The 21,720-nt window shown below is 44.1% G+C and carries 22 protein-coding genes; 15 read left to right on the top strand and 7 right to left on the bottom strand.

Annotation, left to right across the window (positions count from 1 at the left end):
• The first annotated feature begins 3 nt into the window (after positions 1-3).
• From PBOR_RS29705 to PBOR_RS29680, 6 genes are read left to right on the top strand one after another with little or no spacing between them, the layout of a single operon-like run.
• Positions 4-909, top strand: a complete 906-nt coding sequence (locus PBOR_RS29705) for a glycine betaine ABC transporter substrate-binding protein (protein ID WP_042217487.1) — start codon at positions 4-6, stop codon at positions 907-909.
• A gap of 21 nt (positions 910-930) precedes the next feature.
• Complete coding sequence (locus PBOR_RS29700; protein WP_042217486.1) at positions 931-1,701, top strand: ABC transporter ATP-binding protein; 771 nt, start codon at positions 931-933, stop codon at positions 1,699-1,701.
• Entirely contained in the window at positions 1,698-2,306 is a 609-nt protein-coding gene (locus PBOR_RS29695) for an ABC transporter permease (RefSeq protein WP_042217484.1), read from the top strand. Before PBOR_RS29700 ends, PBOR_RS29695 begins: the two co-directional genes overlap by 4 nt.
• Before the next feature lie 15 nt (positions 2,307-2,321).
• Positions 2,322-3,296, top strand: a complete 975-nt coding sequence (locus tag PBOR_RS29690) for a zinc-binding alcohol dehydrogenase family protein (protein WP_042217482.1) — start codon at positions 2,322-2,324, stop codon at positions 3,294-3,296.
• Between the two features lie 13 nt (positions 3,297-3,309).
• Positions 3,310-4,155, top strand: coding sequence for an SIR2 family NAD-dependent protein deacylase (locus tag PBOR_RS29685; RefSeq protein ID WP_042217480.1), 846 nt, complete (start codon positions 3,310-3,312; stop codon positions 4,153-4,155).
• A gap of 12 nt (positions 4,156-4,167) precedes the next feature.
• Positions 4,168-5,061, top strand: coding sequence for a protein-ADP-ribose hydrolase (locus PBOR_RS29680; RefSeq protein ID WP_052429697.1), 894 nt, complete (start codon positions 4,168-4,170; stop codon positions 5,059-5,061).
• Here PBOR_RS29680 and PBOR_RS29675 read toward each other — a convergent pair.
• From PBOR_RS29675 to PBOR_RS29665, 3 genes are all read right to left on the bottom strand, one after another.
• A complete protein-coding gene (locus PBOR_RS29675; protein ID WP_042217479.1) occupies positions 5,058-5,426 on the bottom strand; it encodes a winged helix-turn-helix transcriptional regulator in 369 nt (122 codons plus the stop codon). The two genes, PBOR_RS29680 and PBOR_RS29675, sit on opposite strands and share 4 nt — an antisense overlap.
• Positions 5,427-5,794: 368 nt before the next feature.
• Complete coding sequence (locus tag PBOR_RS29670) at positions 5,795-6,559, bottom strand: IclR family transcriptional regulator (protein WP_042217477.1); 765 nt, start codon at positions 6,557-6,559, stop codon at positions 5,795-5,797.
• Between the two features lie 39 nt (positions 6,560-6,598).
• Entirely contained in the window at positions 6,599-8,017 is a 1,419-nt protein-coding gene (locus tag PBOR_RS29665) for an MFS transporter (RefSeq protein ID WP_245648315.1), read from the bottom strand.
• 116 nt (positions 8,018-8,133) lie between these two features.
• Here PBOR_RS29665 and PBOR_RS29660 point away from each other — a divergent pair, with 116 nt between their 5' ends.
• The 7 genes from PBOR_RS29660 (at position 8,134) to PBOR_RS29630 (ending at position 14,647) form a co-directional block, all read left to right on the top strand.
• On the top strand, positions 8,134-8,997 hold the full coding sequence (locus tag PBOR_RS29660; RefSeq protein WP_042217475.1) for an SPL family radical SAM protein: 864 nt from the start codon (positions 8,134-8,136) through the stop codon (positions 8,995-8,997).
• Between the two features lie 281 nt (positions 8,998-9,278).
• Positions 9,279-9,881 carry a cysteine hydrolase family protein gene (locus PBOR_RS29655; protein ID WP_042217474.1) on the top strand — a complete coding sequence of 201 codons (603 nt, stop codon included), beginning with the start codon at positions 9,279-9,281 and terminating at the stop codon, positions 9,879-9,881.
• A gap of 110 nt (positions 9,882-9,991) precedes the next feature.
• Entirely contained in the window at positions 9,992-10,708 is a 717-nt protein-coding gene (locus PBOR_RS29650) for an IclR family transcriptional regulator (RefSeq protein ID WP_042217472.1), read from the top strand.
• A 183-nt stretch (positions 10,709-10,891) separates the two neighbouring features.
• Entirely contained in the window at positions 10,892-11,464 is a 573-nt protein-coding gene (locus PBOR_RS29645; protein WP_042217470.1) for a PTS sugar transporter subunit IIA, read from the top strand.
• A 40-nt stretch (positions 11,465-11,504) separates the two neighbouring features.
• On the top strand, positions 11,505-12,347 hold the full coding sequence (locus tag PBOR_RS29640) for a PRD domain-containing protein (RefSeq protein ID WP_042217469.1): 843 nt from the start codon (positions 11,505-11,507) through the stop codon (positions 12,345-12,347).
• An 88-nt stretch (positions 12,348-12,435) separates the two neighbouring features.
• Positions 12,436-13,860, top strand: a complete 1,425-nt coding sequence (locus tag PBOR_RS29635) for a PTS transporter subunit EIIC (RefSeq protein WP_042217468.1) — start codon at positions 12,436-12,438, stop codon at positions 13,858-13,860.
• A gap of 37 nt (positions 13,861-13,897) precedes the next feature.
• Entirely contained in the window at positions 13,898-14,647 is a 750-nt protein-coding gene (locus tag PBOR_RS29630) for a ChbG/HpnK family deacetylase (RefSeq protein ID WP_042217466.1), read from the top strand.
• A 104-nt stretch (positions 14,648-14,751) separates the two neighbouring features.
• On the opposite strand, the gene PBOR_RS29625 is transcribed toward PBOR_RS29630, so the two are convergent.
• The 4 genes from PBOR_RS29625 to PBOR_RS29610 are packed head-to-tail and all read right to left on the bottom strand — an operon-like array spanning position 14,752 to position 17,646.
• Positions 14,752-15,849: a sensor histidine kinase gene (locus PBOR_RS29625; protein WP_042217465.1), complete on the bottom strand. Its 1,098-nt coding sequence runs from the start codon at positions 15,847-15,849 to the stop codon at positions 14,752-14,754.
• Positions 15,842-16,522, bottom strand: coding sequence for a response regulator transcription factor (locus tag PBOR_RS29620; protein WP_081972244.1), 681 nt, complete (start codon positions 16,520-16,522; stop codon positions 15,842-15,844). The genes PBOR_RS29625 and PBOR_RS29620 overlap by 8 nt, the downstream gene beginning before the upstream one ends.
• Positions 16,523-16,552: 30 nt before the next feature.
• Positions 16,553-17,116, bottom strand: coding sequence for a class I SAM-dependent methyltransferase (locus tag PBOR_RS29615; protein ID WP_042217462.1), 564 nt, complete (start codon positions 17,114-17,116; stop codon positions 16,553-16,555).
• 29 nt (positions 17,117-17,145) lie between these two features.
• Positions 17,146-17,646: a DedA family protein gene (locus PBOR_RS29610; protein ID WP_042217460.1), complete on the bottom strand. Its 501-nt coding sequence runs from the start codon at positions 17,644-17,646 to the stop codon at positions 17,146-17,148.
• A 187-nt stretch (positions 17,647-17,833) separates the two neighbouring features.
• Here PBOR_RS29610 and PBOR_RS29605 point away from each other — a divergent pair, with 187 nt between their 5' ends.
• Together PBOR_RS29605 and PBOR_RS29600 are read left to right on the top strand one after the other, a co-directional pair.
• Positions 17,834-18,880, top strand: a complete 1,047-nt coding sequence (locus tag PBOR_RS29605) for a LacI family DNA-binding transcriptional regulator (RefSeq protein WP_042217458.1) — start codon at positions 17,834-17,836, stop codon at positions 18,878-18,880.
• A 141-nt stretch (positions 18,881-19,021) separates the two neighbouring features.
• On the top strand, positions 19,022-21,439 hold the full coding sequence (locus tag PBOR_RS29600) for a hypothetical protein (RefSeq protein WP_042217455.1): 2,418 nt from the start codon (positions 19,022-19,024) through the stop codon (positions 21,437-21,439).
• Positions 21,440-21,720: the final 281 nt, after the last annotated feature.

Here is a 21,720-nt window from a genome sequence, read left to right as displayed (position 1 = left end):
ACGATGAAGAGAAACATAAAGACATTCGCAGCAGCAGCAATGGTATTAGTATTAATGCTTACACTGGCCGCTTGCGGCAGCAAAAACGAAGATGAAGGCGGAAAGCCGACTATACGTATCGGAAGCAAGGATTTCACAGAAAATTTGGTCGTTGGTGAGTTATACGCCCTGGCGCTAGAAAATGCGGGATACAAAGTCGATAGAGTGTTCAACATAGCTGGCTCTGTCATCCACACTTCGCTTATCAATAAAGAGATTGATTTATATCCGGAATACACAGGGACAGGCCTGTTATCCATTCTCAAGCTGCCGCTGATGACTGACCCTGACGAAGTTTATAATACGGTGAAAAAAGCATATGAAGAACAATTCCAGGCCACCTGGCTGAATTACTCCAAAGCTAACGACGGAGCCGGGCTGGTAGTGCGCACTGCGGTATCTAAGGAGCTGGGAATTACAACGATTTCTGATCTTCAAAAGCATGCTGCAGAGCTGCGGTTTGCCTCACAGGGTGAAGTGGATCAGCGTGAAGACGGCATTCCAATGCTGGAGAAGGTCTATGGTCCGCTGAAATGGAAGTCCTCGAAGGTCTATGATAACAGTCTGAAATATGAAGTACTCTCTAATGATGAGGCGGATGTCGCTCCGGCCTATACAACCGAAGGCATGCTTGCAAATACGGATGAATTCACACTGCTGGAAGACGACAAGCAGGTATGGCCGCCGTATAACCTGGCTCCTGTTGTCCGTGACGAAATCCTGAATGCTAATCCGGACATTGCGGAAGCGATTAATAAAGTAAGTGCTGCGCTGGATACTCAAACGATCACTGCCTTGAATGCAAAGGTGGATGTGGACAAGGAAGAGTATGAAGATGTAGCTAAGGAGTTCTACGACTCCATTAAATAAACGGAATTCATGGAGGGTAACATGGCACAGACTGCGATCGAAATCAGCAATGTGAGCAAGATATATAGTCAGACCGGTACTTACGCGGTGGATCATGTCAATCTGTCCATTGAGGAGGGGGAGTTCATTACGATTCTGGGCTCCTCCGGCTCCGGCAAAACAACATTGCTGAAAATGATTAACCGTCTGTATGAACCGGATGAAGGCAGCATTACGTTATTTGGAGAAAATATCGCTGCCCTTGATCCAGTTTTGGTAAGAAGACGCATCGGTTATGTCATACAACAGGTAGGCCTGTTTCCGCATATGACGATAAAGCAGAATGTGGCCGCTGTACCTAAGCTTTTAAAATGGGATACCGCAAAGATTGCAGCAAGAGTGGATGAATTATTATCCCTTGTAGGCCTTACACCGGCGGTGTTTAAGAGCCGCTATCCGGCCCAATTGTCAGGCGGCCAGCAACAGCGGATTGGCCTTGCTAGGGCGCTGGCGTCAGATCCCAAGATTATGCTGCTGGATGAGCCTTTTGGAGCCATAGATGCTATCACCCGGATGAATCTGCAGGATGAGCTGCTGCGCATCCACGGGGGACTGAAGAAAACCTTTCTGTTCGTGACCCACGATATCAATGAAGCTTTTAAACTGGGTAACCGGGTTATTGTTATGGATCAGGGCCGGGTCTGTCAATTCGATACGCCGAAGAATATTGCTTCTTCCCCCGCAGATGGCTTCGTAGCCTCCTTAATTGCCTCTTCCCGTGAACAGGAGAAGTTCTGGGAGGGATTAGTTTGATTGAATATATCACTGGTCACCCCGATAAATGGGGAACGGCGCTTCTCGAGCATCTGGAGATAGTGGGTATCACGCTGCTGGTATCCCTCTTACTTGCCTCGGTTCTGACCTTTCTATCCATGACATCTATAACGTTGTCCAAGGTGCTGGTTTATTTATTCTCGGTCATCTATTCCATTCCGAGTGTTGCACTATTTGCGATGATGATTCCTGTTACGGGGCTGGGTATGACTACGGCTATTACAGTGCTGGTCGTATACAATCAGTATTTGCTCTTACGCAATTTCATTGCAGGTCTGAACGGGGTTGATCCGGCTATCATTGAAGCGGCTACCGGGATTGGCATGAGTAACCTGCAGGTGTTGTACCGGATCCGGCTGCCGTTATCGGTCAGAGCCCTTTTTACCGGAATCCGGCTTGCGGTAGTGTCTACGATAGGTATGGCTACAATCGCTGCATTTATCAATGCGGGCGGGCTTGGCGATATCCTGTTTGACGGACTGCGTACCATGAATGTGTACAAAATCGTATGGGGGAGCGTACTCTCCGCCGGTATGGCGGTTGGCGTAAATGCCCTATTTATTCGGATAGAAAAAAGCATCTAGAAGGAGAGCTGCAGCATGAAAGCAGTAGTATTGGAGCACCCCTGCGAACCTCAGGAGCTAAAGGTAAGGGACGTCCCCTTACCCGAAGTGAAACCAGGCTGGGTGCTGGTTAAAATTAAGGCTTTTGGCATCAACCGTTCAGAAATTTTTACAAGACAGGGACATTCTCCTTCCGTTCAGTTGCCGCGGATTATCGGGATTGAATGTGTCGGCGAAGTGGAAGATCCATCAGATAGCAGTTGGGTCAAAGGTCAACGCGTTGTCTCCTTAATGGGCGGGCTTGGACGGGATTTTGACGGCAGCTATGCAGAGTATGCACTTATTCCGTCTGACCAGGTGTATCCGGTCGACATTCAGCTGGACTGGGCAGAGCTGGCTGCCATTCCTGAAATGTACTACACAGCTTATGCTTCCTTATTTGATACGCTAAAATTAACCCATGGAGAGACACTGCTGATTCGCGGGGGCACGAGTTCGGTAGGACTCGCAGCCTTGCAGCTTGCCAAGAGTATAGGCGCAAGAGTGATCTCAACGACCAGAAATCCGGACAAGTTCGAGCTGCTTAGGCAGTCTGGAGCGGATCATATTCTGCTGGACGACGACAGCTTGAGGGAGAAGCTGTTTGCGATTGCCCCAAGTGGTGCAAATAAAATACTGGAGCTGGTGGGAACAGTTACGCTGAAGCATTCTCTTAGCTTGGCCGCTGAATACGGCGTTGTATGTGTCACGGGGATTCTAGCAGGGGAATGGGTCATGAGCGGATTTGAGCCAATGGTGGATGTTCCGACTAACGTGTACCTGACCTCATTCACAAGCACACCTGTTAAGAGTGACTTGCTTTCTGATCTTTTTCAGCATATGGAGAAATATGAGCTCAAGGTCCCTATTACCAAAGTGCTTCCGCTCGAGCGGATTCATGAGGCGCACCTCCTGATGGAGAGCAACACGGCAAACGGTAAAATTGTAATCGTGAATAACAGCTCTGAGTAAAGGTGGGACGACCGTGCGTAGTAGTTATAAGAAACGTCTGGAACGGGCCAAAAGAGCGCTTGAAGGAGCCGAATATGTATTATTAGGCGGTGGAGCGGGCTTATCGGCTGCTGCCGGAATTACGTATAGCGGCAAAAGATTTACGGAGCACTTTGAGCCATTTATCAATAAGTATGGCTTCACCGACTTATATACTTCCAGCTTCTATCCCTTCAAGACGGAGGAAGAGAACTGGGCGTATTGGGCCAAGCATATCAGCGTCAACCGCTTTGAAATAGGGGCTACCTCGCTGTATGAAGATTTATTTCAGCTGGTAAAAGAAAAGGAGTACTTTGTAATCTCAACGAATGTGGAAAGCCAGTTTGTTAAAGCTGGGTTTCCGGAAGATAAGGTCTTTGAAATTCAAGGGGATTACAGTTACCTCCAGTGTGAAAAAGGCTGTCATGATACCCTTTATTATAATGAATCGCTTGTTAAAGAAATGATTGAACATACAAGGGATTGCCGTATCCCTACTGAGCTTGTGCCCAAATGTCCTGTGTGCGGCGGGAAGATGGATGTGAATCTGAGGAAAAACGGGTACTTTGTACAGGATGAGAACTGGTATGAGGCCGATCGGCGGTACACCCAATTTCTCAGCAAGTCAGACAAAGGGAGAATCGTTTACGCTGAGCTTGGTGTAGGTTTCAATACACCGGGTATTATCCGGTATCCGTTTGAAAGAATGACGTATAACAATGACAATGCGGCCTTAATCCGTTTCAATCTGGAACACCCTGAAGGTGCGCCCGAAAATAAGTTCAAGACCATTGCTTTTACTGAAGACATGCGGGAGATTGTACGGGACTTAATGGAGTGAGGTGGGGATAATATGCCCAAATTGCAGCTGCAAGACTATGCTTCAGCTATTCGCCTGAAAGAGAAATTCAAGCCAACACTTAGCTCTCCGAAACATAAAAATGAGCTTGTAGATGAGTTGCTTACTGTATTCCTGCAGGAAAGTGACCAGGCCGGCCTTTCAGAGATTCCTATACCTTATACAGATAAGCGAAACCTGCTGCGGGGACTATTAAATGTCAGGAAACCGCAAGCCATTGCAGCTCCATATCAGGAGATGCTCGATTCACTACTGCAAGCCGAGCTACAGGAACGAAGTATTATTCAGGCCGAAGAGCTTGAATCGGTATTAGCCCAGTTTCCTGATACCCCTTTTCTATCAGCAGAGAAATTGATTCTGTGGCAAGGTGACATCACCTGCTTAGACGCGGATGCAATCGTAAATGCGGCCAATAAATATATGCTGGGCTGCTTCCAGCCTTGGCACGCCTGCATCGATAATGCCATCCATTCCGCGGCCGGTCCCCGGCTCCGGGAAGACTGTAATACGATAATGTCCCTGCAAGGTGCAGATGAAAGTACAGGTGAAGCTAAAATAACAAGGGGATATCATCTGCCTTCGGCTTATGTGCTTCATACCGTCGGACCCATCGTGCGGGAGGGGAGTGCTGTACAAGAGCTTCACAGGCTGCAGCTGGCTTCCTGTTACCGGTCTTGCCTGGAGCTGGCGAATGAAGTTACTGAAATCCGCACAGTCGCCTTCTGCGCAATTTCAACAGGTGTTTTCGGATTTCCTAAGCCTGAAGCTGCCCGGATTGCGGTTAAGACCGTAGATGAATGGCTTGTCCGGAATCCGAAGCGTTTCGATAAAATTATATTTAACGTGTTTAGCGCTGAAGATTACCTGGAGTATGCCAACGTATTCTAATCCGCAGGTATTTCTTCAGCCAATGCTGCTGCCTGATTATCCTTATATGTTTCTTGATATCCATTGCCCCATTGCTCCATTGCAGCGATGATGGGCCGCATCGTATTCCCTATTTCACTTAAAGAATATTCGACCCGCGGAGGGACTTCAGCAAATACCGTTCTCACGATAATCCCGTCTTGTTCCATGGAGCGGAGATTATCCGTCAGCACCTTCTGGCTGATGCCGGGAATGGTATTCCGCAGTTCAGTGAAACGGTTGGGCCTCGCCAAAAGATTTCTCATGATCAGAAGTTTCCACTTGTTTCCAATTAATCCTACTGTAACAGCAACCGGGCAAAAGGGCATTTCATCTTTAGTCAGCATAGGTTTATCCTCCAATAGTTACAAAATGAGTCTTACATAATAAAATGAATGTATGCTTTAAAAATGGATATTGCATCATTATCATAGTATGGGAATCCTCGTAAAGCAAGTAAATCGACTGGTGGGGAAGAGACGGTATACCACATGCCTAGTAAAAGAGTTCAAAGCCAGATGGCTTACAAGTCGGGCATGAACTATGTGGGTAAATCCATCGAATTTTTGCTGACCGACAGTTTTGGTCAAATGATTGATGAGAATGAGCGCTATGTGCCAAAATACCGGCCGCATTGTTCTACGTGCAGCAGTAAGCTGATTTGTAACGGCTGCAGTAATTGCGGAAAGTGCGGCTGATAAGTAATGGACTGCTTTTATTTGAGTGTATATCCTAATGCTCTGGACAATTCCGAACCTTTTTGCTGTAGCAATTGTATAAACTCTGAAGTTGCTGATGTATCTAATGCACCCGTCATGAATACGACTGTTAGAGCGGCGGCTATATTGCCGTTAATGTCTAGCGCAGGACAACTAACAGCCGTGATGCCAGGGACCACGGAGTCAGTAGATACACAGTATCCTTTTTGCCGGATATCCATAATCTCATCGGTTAACGAGTCCATTCCAATGCCGCGTTCACTTAACTCACGATCGATAAGATGTTGCGTTCTCTCCGCGGGCAGATAAGCAGCAAATAGCTTGCCGGGAGCACTTTCAGTTACACTCACCTGTGAACCTGTCTTAATTCCCAGATTAACTGCCCGGTTGCCTGCTTCCCATTGAATGAAGAATGGCCCGTGTTCTCCCCAAATGGCAAGTGCTGCAGTTTCATTGAGATATTCTTTTAGTTGAATAAGATAGGGATGACAGATGCTTTGAATATCAAACTGCTCGGAGGCTTTAATACCCAGAAGAATTAAGTCGATACCCAAAGTATATTTCAGATCCGCATTTTTCTGCAGAATTCCGCTTCGGGAGAAGCTTGTAAGATAGCGGTGCAATTTACTCTTGGAAATGCCGCACAGTGACGATATTTCTGTAACCGTAAGGGGTTTTCCTACACCAGCGATTTTTTTTAGGATATCTAATCCCAGTTCAAGAGACTGTATACCATGACCCTTTGGCTCTTCCATTATCATACAATGACTCCCTCTTCTATGAATTGAAGTTTCCTTTCGTTAAATTCGTAATATTTGTTCTTTAATGTGAGGTTTATGTGCCAGCTTATGACCTTTCCCTGTACCATGCACGCCAAGCGATAAACATAATACGACGATGCTTCCTATAAGAGCAGTCACGTAATAATGCGTATAATTCAGTGATGCTTTAGCAATAAGAACGCTTATTGCCGGATTTAAATAGAATCTGATGAATTGGACAGTTGTCATTCTCTCAACCAGATGAGTAAGCGGGCCTCCTAAGGCAGCGCCCATAAGACCGGCTCCGACCGCTATTCCAATCCCTGCTGTCATAAGGATTAGATTGTAAGGCATGAATAACAAGGAATGGGACTCATTTAAGAACAGCCACTGAATGCTGACGGTCACCATAACCAGAGCGCCTATAACGCCAAGGAGCCCCGGACCTATTTTATCATAGAAAAGAGTGCATACAACTGCCGCGATAATTACCCCTATCAGGGGAAACAGGAATAGCAGCATGTGCTGTCCGGAAGAAATCCGGTACAGGTTTCTTAGCTGGCTCTGCACGGTAAACAGGCTGCACACCATTACAACATTGCTGCAAATAGTGATCAGCATCCCCAGCAGTGGTTTGGGTTCTATAATCATTTTAAAAGATAAAAGAGGATGCTCAGCTGTCCGCTCCGCGAACCCTATAATAATGATCGTTATAAGGATTCCCCCCGCAAATATCCAATCGTCAAGCGCCATCCCCGCCCATTTGTCGAGATTATTCACTGTAACCAGAATTGTAACGGAGACAAAAGCTAAAAGTGCTAATCCGGCTCTATCCTGCGAAATTTTCACCTCCGGATGAGGGGGATGTTCATCTTTCAACGTAAAATGGCAAAGAATCAAAGCTATTACGGCTATTGCCCCGGATACATAAAAGATCCAGCGCCACTCATTGAGATGGACGGCGGCAGCGCCCAAGAACATTCCTGTAACCGCAAACCCGAAAAATCCGCCTATAAGGGTGAGTAATGAATAATTTCGTTTTTCCATAGGGAAAGAAAGAACCAGCATAGGCAGCATAATCATTAATATTACACCTGTTGCTGCTCCTTGCAAGAAACGTCCAAGTAACAACCAGAGAAGGACTGGTGAGACGGCTGCTAATAAGGAGCCTAATACAAAAAGGGCCATGGCTATCTGATATGTACGTCTTGCACCCAGCTTATGTCTGAGCACGGGTCCCAGGGGAATGCATAAAGCGAGTGCAGTAAGGCCGATGATTCCCGGACTGAATAAGGAATGGGGGGGAACTCCAAAAGATAGCTGAACTAGGCTTTGGAAAAAGGGCAAAGCGCTATTCATCATTAAACCGGGGCCTACAGCCAAGACTGCAAGGATTGATACTCTCCAATGCTTGGGTATCTTCAGATTTCGGTGCGTAGTTCTTCTGCTCAGAATCATGTTGTTCAAATCAGTAACACTCCTATGTTCACCATTAGTAAACTTTATTTACTAATAGTATACAACACTTCCTGCTTCGGATATATTAAAATTAAAATAAAAAAGGGGGGAGCCGCATGCCCGTTGATATAAATGAGATTGTATCGAAGAAGATCCTTAATGAAGCTAAGGGGTATTTGGATATCGGCTTTACACATTCCCTTAACCCGTACAGCGGATGTGCCTTTGCTTGCAAGTACTGTTATGTAAGAGAAATGCCCATCCAAAAGTATAAAGAAATTCCCTGGGGGGAATGGGTCGACATTAAAGTAAATGCAGCCGAAAATTACCGGAAGGAAGTTATCCTCCTTCGACGTAAACGTAAACCCATAAATATCTTTATGTCTTCGGCCACAGACCCCTACCAACCCGTTGAGAGACGGATGGAGCTAACGCGGCAGCTGCTTCAAGCGATGATTCAAGATCCGCCGGATCTGCTGCAAATTCAGACGCGGAGCCCGTTAATTACAAGAGATCTGGATCTGTTGCTGCAATTAAAAGAACAGTGTGAAGTTCTTGTATCGCTGACAATCGAAACAGATCGCGAAGATATGAAACGGATTTTTGCTCCGTATGCACCGGGCATCCGGTTGCGGTTGAAAGCTCTGAAGGAAGTCCATGATGCGGGTATATTCACTCAAGCATCCATTTCACCTGTTTTACCGTTCACCCCTGATTTCCCTAAAGTGCTGGAAGGGCATGCCGACCGTATTTGGATCGATACGCTGAATATAGGAGATGGATCTATGGGGAGGCGCTCTGAGCAGCTTGGTATGCCGCAATTATTTGAAACATCCGAGGTGTCGAAGTGGTATGAGAAGGACATCCATGTCAGAGTGGAAAAGTACTTTAAGCGGTTTTTTCCTGATGAAATGGTGCAGGTATCTAAGGCTGGCGCATTTCCATTAAGTATGAGCCAGACCAAGGATCGCTTGCCCTAACTTTCCTGTGAAATCTATCGCGGAGAAATTCGGGTTGACCTCTGAACATCTCTCGAGATTCTTTCAAAAAAATATGGAGATGACCGTACTTCAATCTTTTTTGCTGCATTCCCATCCTTCCAACAGAGAAACAAAGATAAGGCAATATTTAAATCCCTATATATGATACTTATTGCAATAATAATATCTATATTTGACATTTTATTTGGTGCACCCTATACTGAGTTAGAAGTAACTTCTCCACTAATTTTGCAAATATACACACGAAAGGATAGATGGAAATGAACTTCGATACGAATAAAACAGCGTTACTAATTGTTGATTTACAGAACGATAACCTGATTAAAGGAGGCAAGTTTGAAGCTTCCGGAGCTGTTCAGCACGCTGAGAAACAAAATGTGGTCGCTAACATAAAGGCAATTGCAGATAAGGCGCGCGAGGCTGGAGTACCGGTCTTCCATAACCATTTTGTAGTAGAAAAGGGCGCGAAGGGAATCGGGAATAGAGCTCCAATATTCAGAGCCATTGCTGAAGCAGAAAGTATCGTTAGAGGAACCTGGGGAGCTGCACCTGTCGCTGGAGTAGAGCCGCAAGAAGGTGATTTTGTCATCGAGAAATCCCGGATGAGCGCATTCAATGGTACGCAGTTAGATACATTGTTAAGAGGACTGGGCATTGAAAATATTATTGTTACAGGTGTATGGACGAATATGGCTGTAGAGCACACCTGCAGAGATGGCGCGGATTATGGTTATAACGTCACTATCGCTACTGACGGCACATCTACCCTTAATGAGGAATGGCAAAAAGCAGCCTTGGATTACGCGATGAATAACATAGCAACCAAAATGACTACAGAAGAGATCATCAAAAATTTAGGGTGATTGTAAGGAAACAAAAGAATAGTCATCCTAAATGTCTCCTTTAAATTGATTAGTCACTTGGTTATAATGAATGAACGAATAGACTAACTATGTTTAGGGGACGGATTGTTGTGAACGAAGTAGGTACATTAAAAAAAGGCATTGATATACTGTGGCTGATCATTGAAAAGGGCAGTCTGTCGGTACTTGAGGTTATGGAGATTCTTTCTTTGAATAGAAGTACCACATACCGGCTCGTTAATACATTGGAGCAAAATAATTTAATCGAAAAGAACAGTGATAATACGTATTCTGTATCAGGGCAACTGATACAAAGTCTCCAGGATAATAATTTCAATTTCGATTTGGATTCAAGTATTCTCCGGGCTTCGGATGAATTCAGAGCATTAACAGGGGAGACCATTTTTATTGGGGTGTTAAGCGGGGATCATGTTATTGCAACCCATATTATTCCCGGCCGATATGCGACCAGGACGCACTATGAAAAAGGAGACAAGCTTCCGGCAAGCCAAAGCGCTCTTGGAAAATGTATACTAGCGTTTCAGCCTCTAAGCATCCAGGACCAATATAAAGCCCAACTATCGGATGAAGCAGATTCTTTTTTTACTGAGCTTGAACGTATTAAAGCTTCCGGGTACTCCGTTGATAATGAAGAAACCGAACCAGGTGTTCGTTGTATTGCGGCCCCAATCTGGAGAGGCGGACGGGTTGCTGCGGCGGTGGCGATTTCCGGACCTTCTGTAAGAGTTTCGGAAGAAAAAGATGAAGAGAACAGTGAAATTGTACGAAGGTTTTCTCAGCAAATTTCAGACTCTTTAAATAATTAACGATCCCAATCATGAAAGAAAACGCATTCTTTTTCTTGCCAAACTGAATTTAGTATGATACTTTAGTTATGGGCTTGTTACTGAAAAGGCATAACCCAGGACATGTATGCTATTGCATGTTTTGGGCTATGCCTTTTTGTTTTATTAGTTGAAATTAATGGGAACATTAAAGGAGCGACTACCATGAATGAACACAATTCTTCTCTAGATAAAACAGGTAAGAAAAAAGGATTATTTAATAAGCTGATGGATAGAATTTCCGGATTACCGCAAGAGGAGCAGGCAGAATCGATTGCATCCGTTGATACTATTATCGGTAGTCCGCTTAAAGGGCAAGTTCTTCCTCTTAGTGCTGTGAAAGATGAAGCCTTCTCTTCAGAAGCATTGGGTAAGGGAGTGGCGATCCTTCCAACTGAAGGAAAGGTCTATGCACCAGTTGACGGAATTATGACAAACATATTCCCATCCGGTCATGCTCTTGGGATTACAAGTAAATCAGGCGTCGAAGTCTTGATTCATGTGGGCCAGGATACAGTGAAATTAAAGGGCCAGCACTTTAGACCGATTGCTAAGCAGGGGCAAACTGTTAAGAAGGGGGATTTGTTACTGGAATTCGATTTAGAGGCTATTATAGCCGCAGGGTTTGATATTACGACACCAGTAATCATTTCTAATACCGCTGAATTTGCGGGAGTTCATGAAACGGATAAACGGATTGTTGATTACAACGAACAATTGCTACTAGTCGCGATCTAGACGTTGCCCTGCAACACAGATATTGAAGGTGGGGTTGCTAATGAAAGTTATTAAGAAAATTAACAACAACGTAGCTCTATGCTTGGATGGTAACGATAATGAATTGATTGCTTTTGGAAAAGGGATCGGATTTCCAGTCGCACCTTATGAACTTTCAGATCTAAGTCAAATTTCTATGACGTTCTATAGGATTGACAGGAATTTATATAAATTTATTCAGGAAATTCCAGAGAATGTGTTCGAAGTTGCTGCTCTTATCGTGAAAAAGGCCCAGTCTGAAATTAAAAGTAACCTGAATCCTAATCTTGTGGTTGGCCTCTCTGATCACATCAATTTCGCACTGATACGTATGCAGAACTACAAAGAAATGCAGATGTTGTTTTCTTATGATGTGCAGCAGCTATACCCCAAGGAAACTGAGCTTGGAAGATACGCAGTCAGGCTTATCCAGGAAAAGCTAAATGTACAATTGCCTGATAGTGAAATCACAAATATTGCCATGCATTTCGTTAATGCAGAAGAGGAAAGGGAACCTGATGAAGGCACCGCTGCCGAAGCATTGATTCTAGAGATCGCTGATAAAATTGAAGAATTTTATTCAATTGCAATAGACAGAAAGGATTTCAACTACAACAGATTTGCCATGCACCTAAGGTATTATTTAAAAAGAGTGAAGGATGAATCGCAGTTTAAGGATGATAACGCTTCCTTCATCCAGGCAATTAGGGACTTGAATCCACAAGTCTATGAATGTGCCTATATGATTGGAGAATTTATTGATCAACGGCTTAACTCCAAAAGTACCGAAGATGAAATTCTGTATCTGATGATGCACATTTACCGTATAGTCAGGAATTCGAAAATTGAAAATAAGGGATTGTAACTCGTAATGGAGGCATTACCCAAAGCGGATGTGAGTAATAACTCATATTAGCTTTGGGTTTTTTTATTAAATTTAGGGGTGATAAATTATGGCACAAAACGAAAAAATCGAAAAGACAGCTAGCGAGGTATTAAAGGCAGTTGGAGGAACAAACAATATCACTACAGTTACACATTGTATGACCAGACTGCGGTTTAACCTCAAGGATGAGAGTGTACCGAATGCAGAGGAAATTAAAAGGATTCCGGGTGTCTTGGGTACTGTAAATGCCGGGGGACAATTCCAGGTCGTTATAGGACAGACCGTTGATCAGGTCTACAAATCTCTGAATTCAATCGCTGGTCTGGACAATAATGCGCAAGCTGATAACCAACCTGTAGAGCAGAAGAGAAAAATAACTTTAAAATCTATTGGAAGCGGTATCCTTGACGGTATTGCCGGCTGTCTTACACCATTAATTCCACTTATGATGGCGGCTTCTATGTTCAAATTGCTAGTAGCATTGCTCGGACCAAGTATGCTAGGTGTTATTAGTGAATCCAGTGATTTGTATACTTTGTTTACTCTTGTGGGAGATGCGGGATTCTACTTCTTCCCGGTTGTGGTTGGTTATACCGCTGCTAAAAAATTCGGAGCGACGCCAGTGTTGGGGATGTTCCTGGGCGGTATTATGATACATCCAACCCTAATAGATATTGCTACAAATGGCACCGGCTTTTCTGTCCTCGGTATTCCAAGTAAAATTCAAAATTATAATAGCACTATATTCCCGATTATCATGTCAGTGTGGGTTATGTCTTACATCGAAAAATTCATCAAAAAATATTTACCTAACATACTAAAGAGCATATTAGCTCCGTCCCTAACAATTCTAATTATGCTTCCTATTGCACTTACTGTACTTGGACCGGCAGGGTCCTTCCTGGGAAGTTATATCAGCAGCGGACTTTTAGGATTATCGGGAGTTACAGGATTCCTTGGAATTGCAATTATTGCAGCAATCTATGAGTTCCTGGTAATGAGTGGCATGCATATTGTGCTGATAACTACACTTATCCTCGCTTTTTCTACGAATGGGCATGAGGGTTTGGTTACTCCTGCTGCGATTGCAGCCAGCTTTGCTGTTGCAGGGATGTGTTTGGGAGCGGGGCTGCGAATTAAAGAGAAGGAACAGCGTAGTCTTGCAATTGGTTATTTTATAGCCTCACTTATCGGTGGAGTTACCGAACCAGGACTTTATGGGGTAGGAATGAGATATAAACGTCCGTTTATCGGAATGATCATCGGCGGATTTGCCGGTGGACTTTATGCTGGAATAGCGGGTGTTACTGCGTATACTTTTATTCCGGTAGCAAGTTTTCTGGCCGTGCTTGGTTTTGCCGGTGGGCCGACTTCCAACCTTGTGAATGGGATTATAGCAGGAGTAATCGGTTTTATCGTTTCTGCGGTCGCTACGTATTTCCTGGGTTTTAAAAAAGATGATCCGGTAACTGTAAAACTTCCCGTAAATTAATAAAGGAAATTATATATAGGATAGGAGAAGAGTTCCAATGAAAAAGCTACTGTTAAGAGCTGATGATCTAGGCTACTCCGAGGGAGTTAATTATGGGATTGCTAAGAGTGTGAAAGATGGCATCATAGGAAGTGTGGGAGTGATGCCCAATATGGCATCGGTAATCCAGGGGCTGGAGCTTCTGAAGGATACAGAGGTTTGCTTGGGACAACATACCAATATATGTATTGGCAGGCCGCTCACGCATCCTTCCTTAATTCCAAGCATCACAAATAGTAATGGTGAATTTAAATCATCGCGTGAATACCGCCAGACTAAAGAAGACTTTGTCGTTCTTGATGAAGTAATCCTTGAAATAGAAGCTCAGTATCATAGATTTGTCGAGCTTGTCGGCGAGCCTCCGCGTTATTTTGAAGGCCATGCCGTTTTCAGTGCTAATTTTTATAAAGGTCTGGAAATCGTTGCGGTAAAATACGGTCTTAAGTATTCAGGCATCTCTATGGACGGTAGTCCTGTGCACATAGGAAGTAAAGATGTTATATTTCATATGGATAGTATGAAGCCTGAATACGTTCCTTTTGAGTCTTTAAAATCAGCTATGGAAAAGGCCAATGAGGATGAGTACAATATGTTTATTTGTCATCCCGGGTATTTGGACGGCTACATTTTAAAGAATTCGTCTCTCACCTTGCCAAGGCCAATGGAAGTAGATATGTTATGTGATCCCATGACGAGAGAATGGCTAGAGGAATCAGGAATAGAGCTAATCACTTATGATGATTTATAAATCGAATGAACCAGCTTAATAGGTGTGAGACTGATGCAAAAACCAGTAGTAGCGATACCCTTGCTATGACTGGTTTTTTGCGATAGACCGCTCCATTAAACATCTCAGACCCCCTTCTGGAAAGGCAATCGCAGCCGAAAGGTGAAGATATCATGATTATGTTCAAGTGACAAGGTTCCATGGTGCAGCTCCGCGATATTCCTGGCAATCGAAAGGCCAAGACCGGCTCCGGATTGAATGCCTTCGCTTTTTCTGGAATGGTCCGCCTTATAAAATCGTTCGAATAGACGGTTCTCCTGGTCTTTTGAGAGAGGTGTTCCTTTATTTTCAACCTCAATGGTACATTGTTCCGATTCCGTTATCATTCGTATGCGGATACTCCCCGGTTTGAGAGAATACTTTAAGGCGTTCATGAGCAGGTTATCGATGGCTCTGGCGATTTTTTCACTGTCGACTAACGTGATGGTTGGACTCTTACCAATATCTTTGACAAGAAGAACGCTGTTGTCTTGAGCGAGCGGTTCGAATTCAAACAACAATTGATTCAAGAGCTGTGATAAATCGACCCTCTCCAGATTTAACCGGGAGTCCACCGAGGACAGCCGGGTATATTCAAACAAGTCATCCAGCAGCTGTTTCAAATGAATCGCTTTATTATAGGTGTTCTGAACAAACCGCGAGTATTCTTTCTTATCTTGAAAAGATTCTGTTCTAAGAAGCTCAATATAGCCGATAATGCTTGTAAGCGGTGTACGCAAGTCATGTGAAATCCCGGTGATCAGTTCCATCTTGGATTTTTCTACTTCCCGCTCTTTGATAATCTGTTGCTCTAACCGCTCCGCCATCCGGTTGATGTTTAGCGCCACAAGTCCCAGTTCATCCTGCCGCTCAACATCTACCCGGTAACTCAAATCACCCTCAGCTATAATCTGAAGCCCTTGCTCTAGCGTAACTAAATCTTTGACGATTCGCCGGGTCAATGTGAAAAAAGTAAAAACAAAGATTACTAAAAAAAGTGGTGTTAGAAGAAAGGAGAGGACGTTCAATACCCATCCCCAGTTGGTTACATTTCCAAGCTGAAGAAGTAGGATGCTGAGAGAAATATTTATGGAACAAGTAATAATTAAACTGAGCACCATCCTGATTAAAATATGGGTCTGAATGCGTTTTTTTTGTCGTGGCCTTTGCACATCATTAATCAATTTTATAACCAACTCCCCAAACGGTCTTAATATACAGAGGGTCCCTTGGATTTTCCTCTATTTTCTCCCTCAAGTTACGAATATGAACCATTACGGTATTGTCAGAATATCCATAGGGCTCTTTCCATACACTCTCATAAATCTGTTCCGAACTGAAAACCTGTCCAGGCCGAGTGGCAAGCAAAGTTAAAATGGCAAACTCAATTGGAGTCAAAGAAATATCAAGTCCGTTTAATTTCACGGAATGTTTATTTTTATCGATGATCAGGTTTTTAATGATAAGTAACGAATTGAATTCTTCCTTCCCGGTTAACGACTGACGGCGTAATTGGGCTTTTACACGGGCTAATAGCTCCAGGGGATTGAACGGTTTGATCATGTAATCATCTGCTCCGGTAGTCAGGCCGGTGATTTTATCAATGTCCTCCTGTTTGGCGGATAACATAATAATTGGAGTGTTGGATATTTCCCTTATTTTGAGGCAGGCTGTGATACCATCCATTTGAGGCATCATGACATCCAGAATGACCAGTTGGATAGGGGTTGTTTTTATAGCATTCAGTGCCTCTAGTCCATCTGATGCTTCAAGCACGTAGTAGCCCTCATTTCGTAAATAAACATGAATCACGTCGCGAATTTCAGAATCATCGTCGGCAACAAGGATTGTATTCAATAGCAGCGGCTCCCTTTTCGTTTTTTTTTATCAGGTTTCCCTTTTACGGCAGACATAGACGAACGCAGGCGGGAAATTAAGCGGTACATATTTTACAGTATCAATATTAAAGTATTCGGAAAGTTGCTTCTTCATTTGAAGTGAATATTGAAAGGCGATAAATAATCCTCCTGGTTTGAGGGACTCATGAATCTGTTCAACCAAAGTATTTCTTAATTCAGGCTCAAAATTGAAAAAGGGCAATCCGCTAAAAATACAATCCAGCTCATCAATATTCGAATTTTTCATTGTTTCTACTAAATGGGCAGCATTACGATGGCATGAAAAGTTAGGGTATTCCGCTTTCAAGTTATTTCTCATCGTGGTGTCCATCTCAAACAGCAGGACTTTAGTTGTGTCCGTTACCTTAGTATTCATTATACGGGTAATCGCACCTGTGCCTGATCCAAGCTCGGCAACTGCCTTAATCTCATGCCAAGGTGCTTGGTTTACCATGCTGCGTGCCAGAAATCGTGAGCTTGGCGTTACACTGCCCACCCGTTTGGGATCTTGAATAAAGCTTCGTAAGAATAAGTAATTTTCGTTTACCCCCATTTGATTTTCCTCCATAAATTTGTGAATTGTTAGATATTGAATAGTTTAGCGAGAAAATGATTTCCGAAGAATGTTCCTGCTGAGAAGAAAAGCAAGGTCCAGCCTAATGCACTGGAATATGAAATAAGGGCGAACCGTTTATAGCTTGTACCGCTCAGTCCAATGAACATAGGGATGATGTATCGTACAACTGGAATAAACATGCCTATATACATAGCTGCATGCCCTCGTTGCGTGAGAATCTGCTCGGCCTTTTGGAAATGTTTGTTCTCCTTGAATTTGTTCTTCAGCTTCTGACCAAAGAATCTACCTGCCAAATAAGAAAGCGTAAAGGCAGTCAATAACCCTGATAAAACGCAAAAATAAGTCGTCCACGGACTAATCACCCCCATATGGCTCAGGGTAGCTCCGGTGAGAATCGTAATTTCATTAGGGATTGGAATACCAAAAGGGCCAAGCGTAAAAGCAAGATAAAAAACCAGATATCCATACTGATTGATTAGCTCTAAGATCGTATGACTAGCCAACATGCCATCTCCTTCGCTTACTTCAATACAGAAATACTAACTAAAAATTCTGAGGAATTAGGTAGGGGAAATCTAAAGAATTTCTGAAGGGAGGGCTAGACTCTGCATAACTCAAAATTAGATTTGAATGTCAAGTCGTGTTAGTGATACAATGTTTGCGCAATGTAAAACGTTTAAATAGGGTGAATGGATGAAGAGAATCGGAATTAAAGATATTGCTTTGCGCGCAAATGTATCCACCGCGATAGTATCATATGTGATCAATGGTACCCGTAATGTGAAGCCTGAGACGAAAGAGCGGGTCTTGAAGGTAATTGAAGAGTTTAATTACAGGCCTAACGCGATTGCCCAGAGCCTGAAGAGCAGAAGAACAAATACGATCGGAGTCATTGCGGAAGACATAACGGTCTTTAACACGCCGGAAATTATTGATGGAATAAATGATTATGCGGAGCAACATGATTTGCATATCCTGTTAACCAACCTGCGGCTGCAAAAAAAGGTAGGTTACAATTATGCGGATACCGCTGCTTACCAGAAGTACGCACAAAATGCGGTATCGGATCTGGTATCCAATCAGGTGGAAGGGATTGTATACATTGGGGTGCATCCCCGCGATTTAACGGGATTAATTCATACGGGTGACAAGCCGATTGTCTATACGTATTGCTACGCGCAGAATGAGTGCTCTATTCAGTATAATGATGAACAAGCCTCCTATGATGCCATCCAGTATTTAGTCAGTAAAGGGCATTCCCGGATTGCGGTCATCAGCGGCTTAATGGATTCAATTCCTTCGAGACTGCGGTTTAACGGGTATTACAAAGCATTGACGGAATTTCAGCTGTATTTCGACCCGCAGTTTATCAAGGTAGGCGACTGGGGAGGGGAGTCAGGGTATCAGCTATTAGGTGAGCTAATGGAATTGCCCGACCCGCCTACGGCTATTCTTGTGATGAACGATTTGATGGCTGCCGGTGCCCTGAGAGCTGCAGCTGAACGCGGGATTTCTGTGCCTAAGGAGCTGTCGATTATCGGTTTTGATAACCGGGAATTCAGCGCTTATCTGAATCCCAGAATTACGACGATGGATTTACCGCTGCATGACATGGGGATATTGGCGATGAAGACTCTAATTAACCGGATTAGCGGAAATGAGGAGACAATAGAGGAACCTCCGTTATGCAAACTGATTGAGCGGGATTCTGTAGCGGGGCCAAGAGCCTCTATGAAATAATAATTGCGGGAAGAGACTGTACACATAAATTAGGCAGTCTCTTTATCTGCAGCAGGGATAAATGGCTTGCTGGCAATTTTACACTATGGTAATATTAACCCAAAATCTAAACGTTTAAATTAAATCGGTAGGAGTGATATCTTGAGACTGCTTCGTAATGATACGTTTGAAGTAAACCTCTCAGCAGAAGGAACAGTCGAAGCCCTCTTTATGACAGAGGATCCCGCAAGGATGAACTGGGTAATTGATGCAGGTTATGTTCAAGAGGCCGGCTACGCCCAGGAGCATAAGCCCTTTGGACAATGGACGGCTATGGTTGATGATGAACAGATTGAAAGCGCTAACCTGAAACCCTGTATTGAAGTTGCGGGTGATACATCGGCTACTGTAACTTTTGTGCATGATAAATTTAAAGTTCAATATGAATATCTGCTGAACAACAATGGAGAATGGACATGGAAGATCCGTTGTTCCAATCCTGCTGCTGCCGCCGTAAGAATCAATGGATTTCACAGCTGGTTCTCTCTGGCCTATATCATGTTCCGTGATCGTGATGTTATGAGGAATATTAAGCATTCCTGCGCAGTATTTCCGCATATGGGCGGGGATTTCAGCAAATTTGCAGCAGTACGCAGAAGTAATGAGGCACCCCATCTGGCTATATACAGTACCGGTGAACGTGTTGCCGCCTTTGGTACATATTGCAGTTATGTCAATCGTTTTCTGGAACAGGTCTCCCCGTCACTGGATGGAATGCTCTACCACCGCTTGTCCTTTATTGAGGATGGAAGCTCGCTTGAGCAGTCGGCAGACAGTGATTGGATCTACGGCGGCTATGCACCTGTCATCTTAGAGCCTTATGGCGAGAGAGAATGGTCATTTGTGTTTACAACATTTGACGGGCAGGCGGATTTCTATACTAAAGCGCTCAAGTACGGACATCCGGGCTGGACCTATTCATCTGTTACTACTACTGAAGGGAAATATATTGCCGAAGTAGATTTGCCGGAGCAGGAAACACTGCAGTCGGTAAAAATGTATAGCGCAACCGGTGAAGCAGGTGTTGTATACGAGAAGGATATCTCAAGTGAATTCACAATCGTTCCCGCAGCAAAATCTAATCGGTTACGCGCAGTTCTGCCGCTGAAGTCAGCGGGGGAGATCAAGCTGGTTGCTGAGCTCAGCAACGGCAAATGTGATATGCTAGTCGGCAATGTCCTCGAGCCTGTTCATAAGATTCTTGAGAGACGGGCCGAATGGTTATGTGACAACAGCTTTAATACAGCCTCAGTAACCCGCCCCTATTCATTTCTGCCGTTATCCAATCAAGGAGAATCGCTTGGCAAATTAGCTTTCATTCTGATGAAGAATCTTCTATCGCCCCCTGTACCGGCACAAGTCAGAAAAGTGGAGCTGTCTGCTTTCCTTGATCTAAAATACCATTGGTTTGAACATGGGGATTTCCTGCATCCCAAACCGCTTTACGGGTCCTTTTACCGTATTTATGATTTTGACTATATCGGCCACGTGTATTATTTATTATCCAAATTTGATCAATCACATTTATATTACGGAAGTCCGGAAATGTATCTGACTTGGGCCGCTCAGGTCATGTGTATGAGGCTGGACCCGGAGTGTCACCGGAATAAGCGTGAGCAGGAAGAATCGCAGCTTGTAGGGATATTCATTCTGTATATTGCAGATTTGTTAGCGGACCTGTGGAAGAGCGCATTAATGTATTGGCATGATAAGCTTAACAAACTATGGTTAGCGCTGGTAGAAGGGCTGAAGCAAGGTGCGCAGGGGTATCAGGGAGCCGTGACGGAGCATTTCTATGATAATGCCGGGTTTGGACTTACCTGTGAAGCTTTATGCCTGGCTGGTTTAACCGATGAAGCAGAACGATACGCTCCGCTGATTATTGCCAACATCGGATTCAGCAATGATTATAGAGCCAATGCCCCGGACCGCTGGTGGGAGGCCTTATCCTTCATGACACATTCGTTATGGGGGGGATTGGCAGCAGGTGCCGCCCGGTCTTCTTATGAAACGATTGGAGATGCACGCTTGCTGGAAGCCGGTTACCGGGCAACAATGGCGATGTTTAACTGCTATGATTGGAATGTACATTCAACAACCCGCAAGCTTAAGCCCGGCGAGGCAGCTTCTACGTACAGCATTGCCGCCCCTAATTTAAATATGCCGGAGCTTTCCCGTAACCGCTTTGGCCAATCCATTTTCAAAAAGTCGAGTGATCCGTTATTCAGCAGCCTGTTCTCCGATATTGAGGGGGATGACTGGGATATGGGAGAGGAACTCGTCGCTTATCTGCTCGGCTTTGGAACAACCACCTATCTGTATACAGACAGCGAAGGAGAGCTGCGATGTGTAAATGGTTTGATTGAGCCGGCAGAGCGGGGCTGGGAGATTACAAGCTACGCTGCATATCCGGCCAGATATGTGATGCTGGAGCAAGGGCTGTCATTCGTTTCATCGGCAGGGGAAAGCATCAAGCGTGTATTGTTTACCGGGGGAAAGTTTGAACGAGCAGAAATTTAAACGTTTTACTTCGATATACTGATTGAAAATTCATAAATATAGGTTGAAATAGTCGTTATTCAATCTAAACTGCGGGTGATATAATAAAGTAAGCGCTTCCTAAACGAGGGGGACGTTGAAATAAGCTAGGGTTAGTTATACGTTGAGTTGCCAGCAGTGTGAAGAATGTCCTGAAAAGTCACTTTTATCGGATGGTTTTAATCTTTATGCTAAACGTTTAACCTTTCAGTCCGGGTTGAATGGATAGACATACAAATTCAGGCTAATTTCGAAGGGAGATC

The organism is Paenibacillus borealis, assembly GCF_000758665.1.
GTDB lineage: Bacteria > Bacillota > Bacilli > Paenibacillales > Paenibacillaceae > Paenibacillus_AQ > Paenibacillus_AQ borealis.
This window is presented reverse-complemented; position numbering and strand designations above follow the sequence as displayed.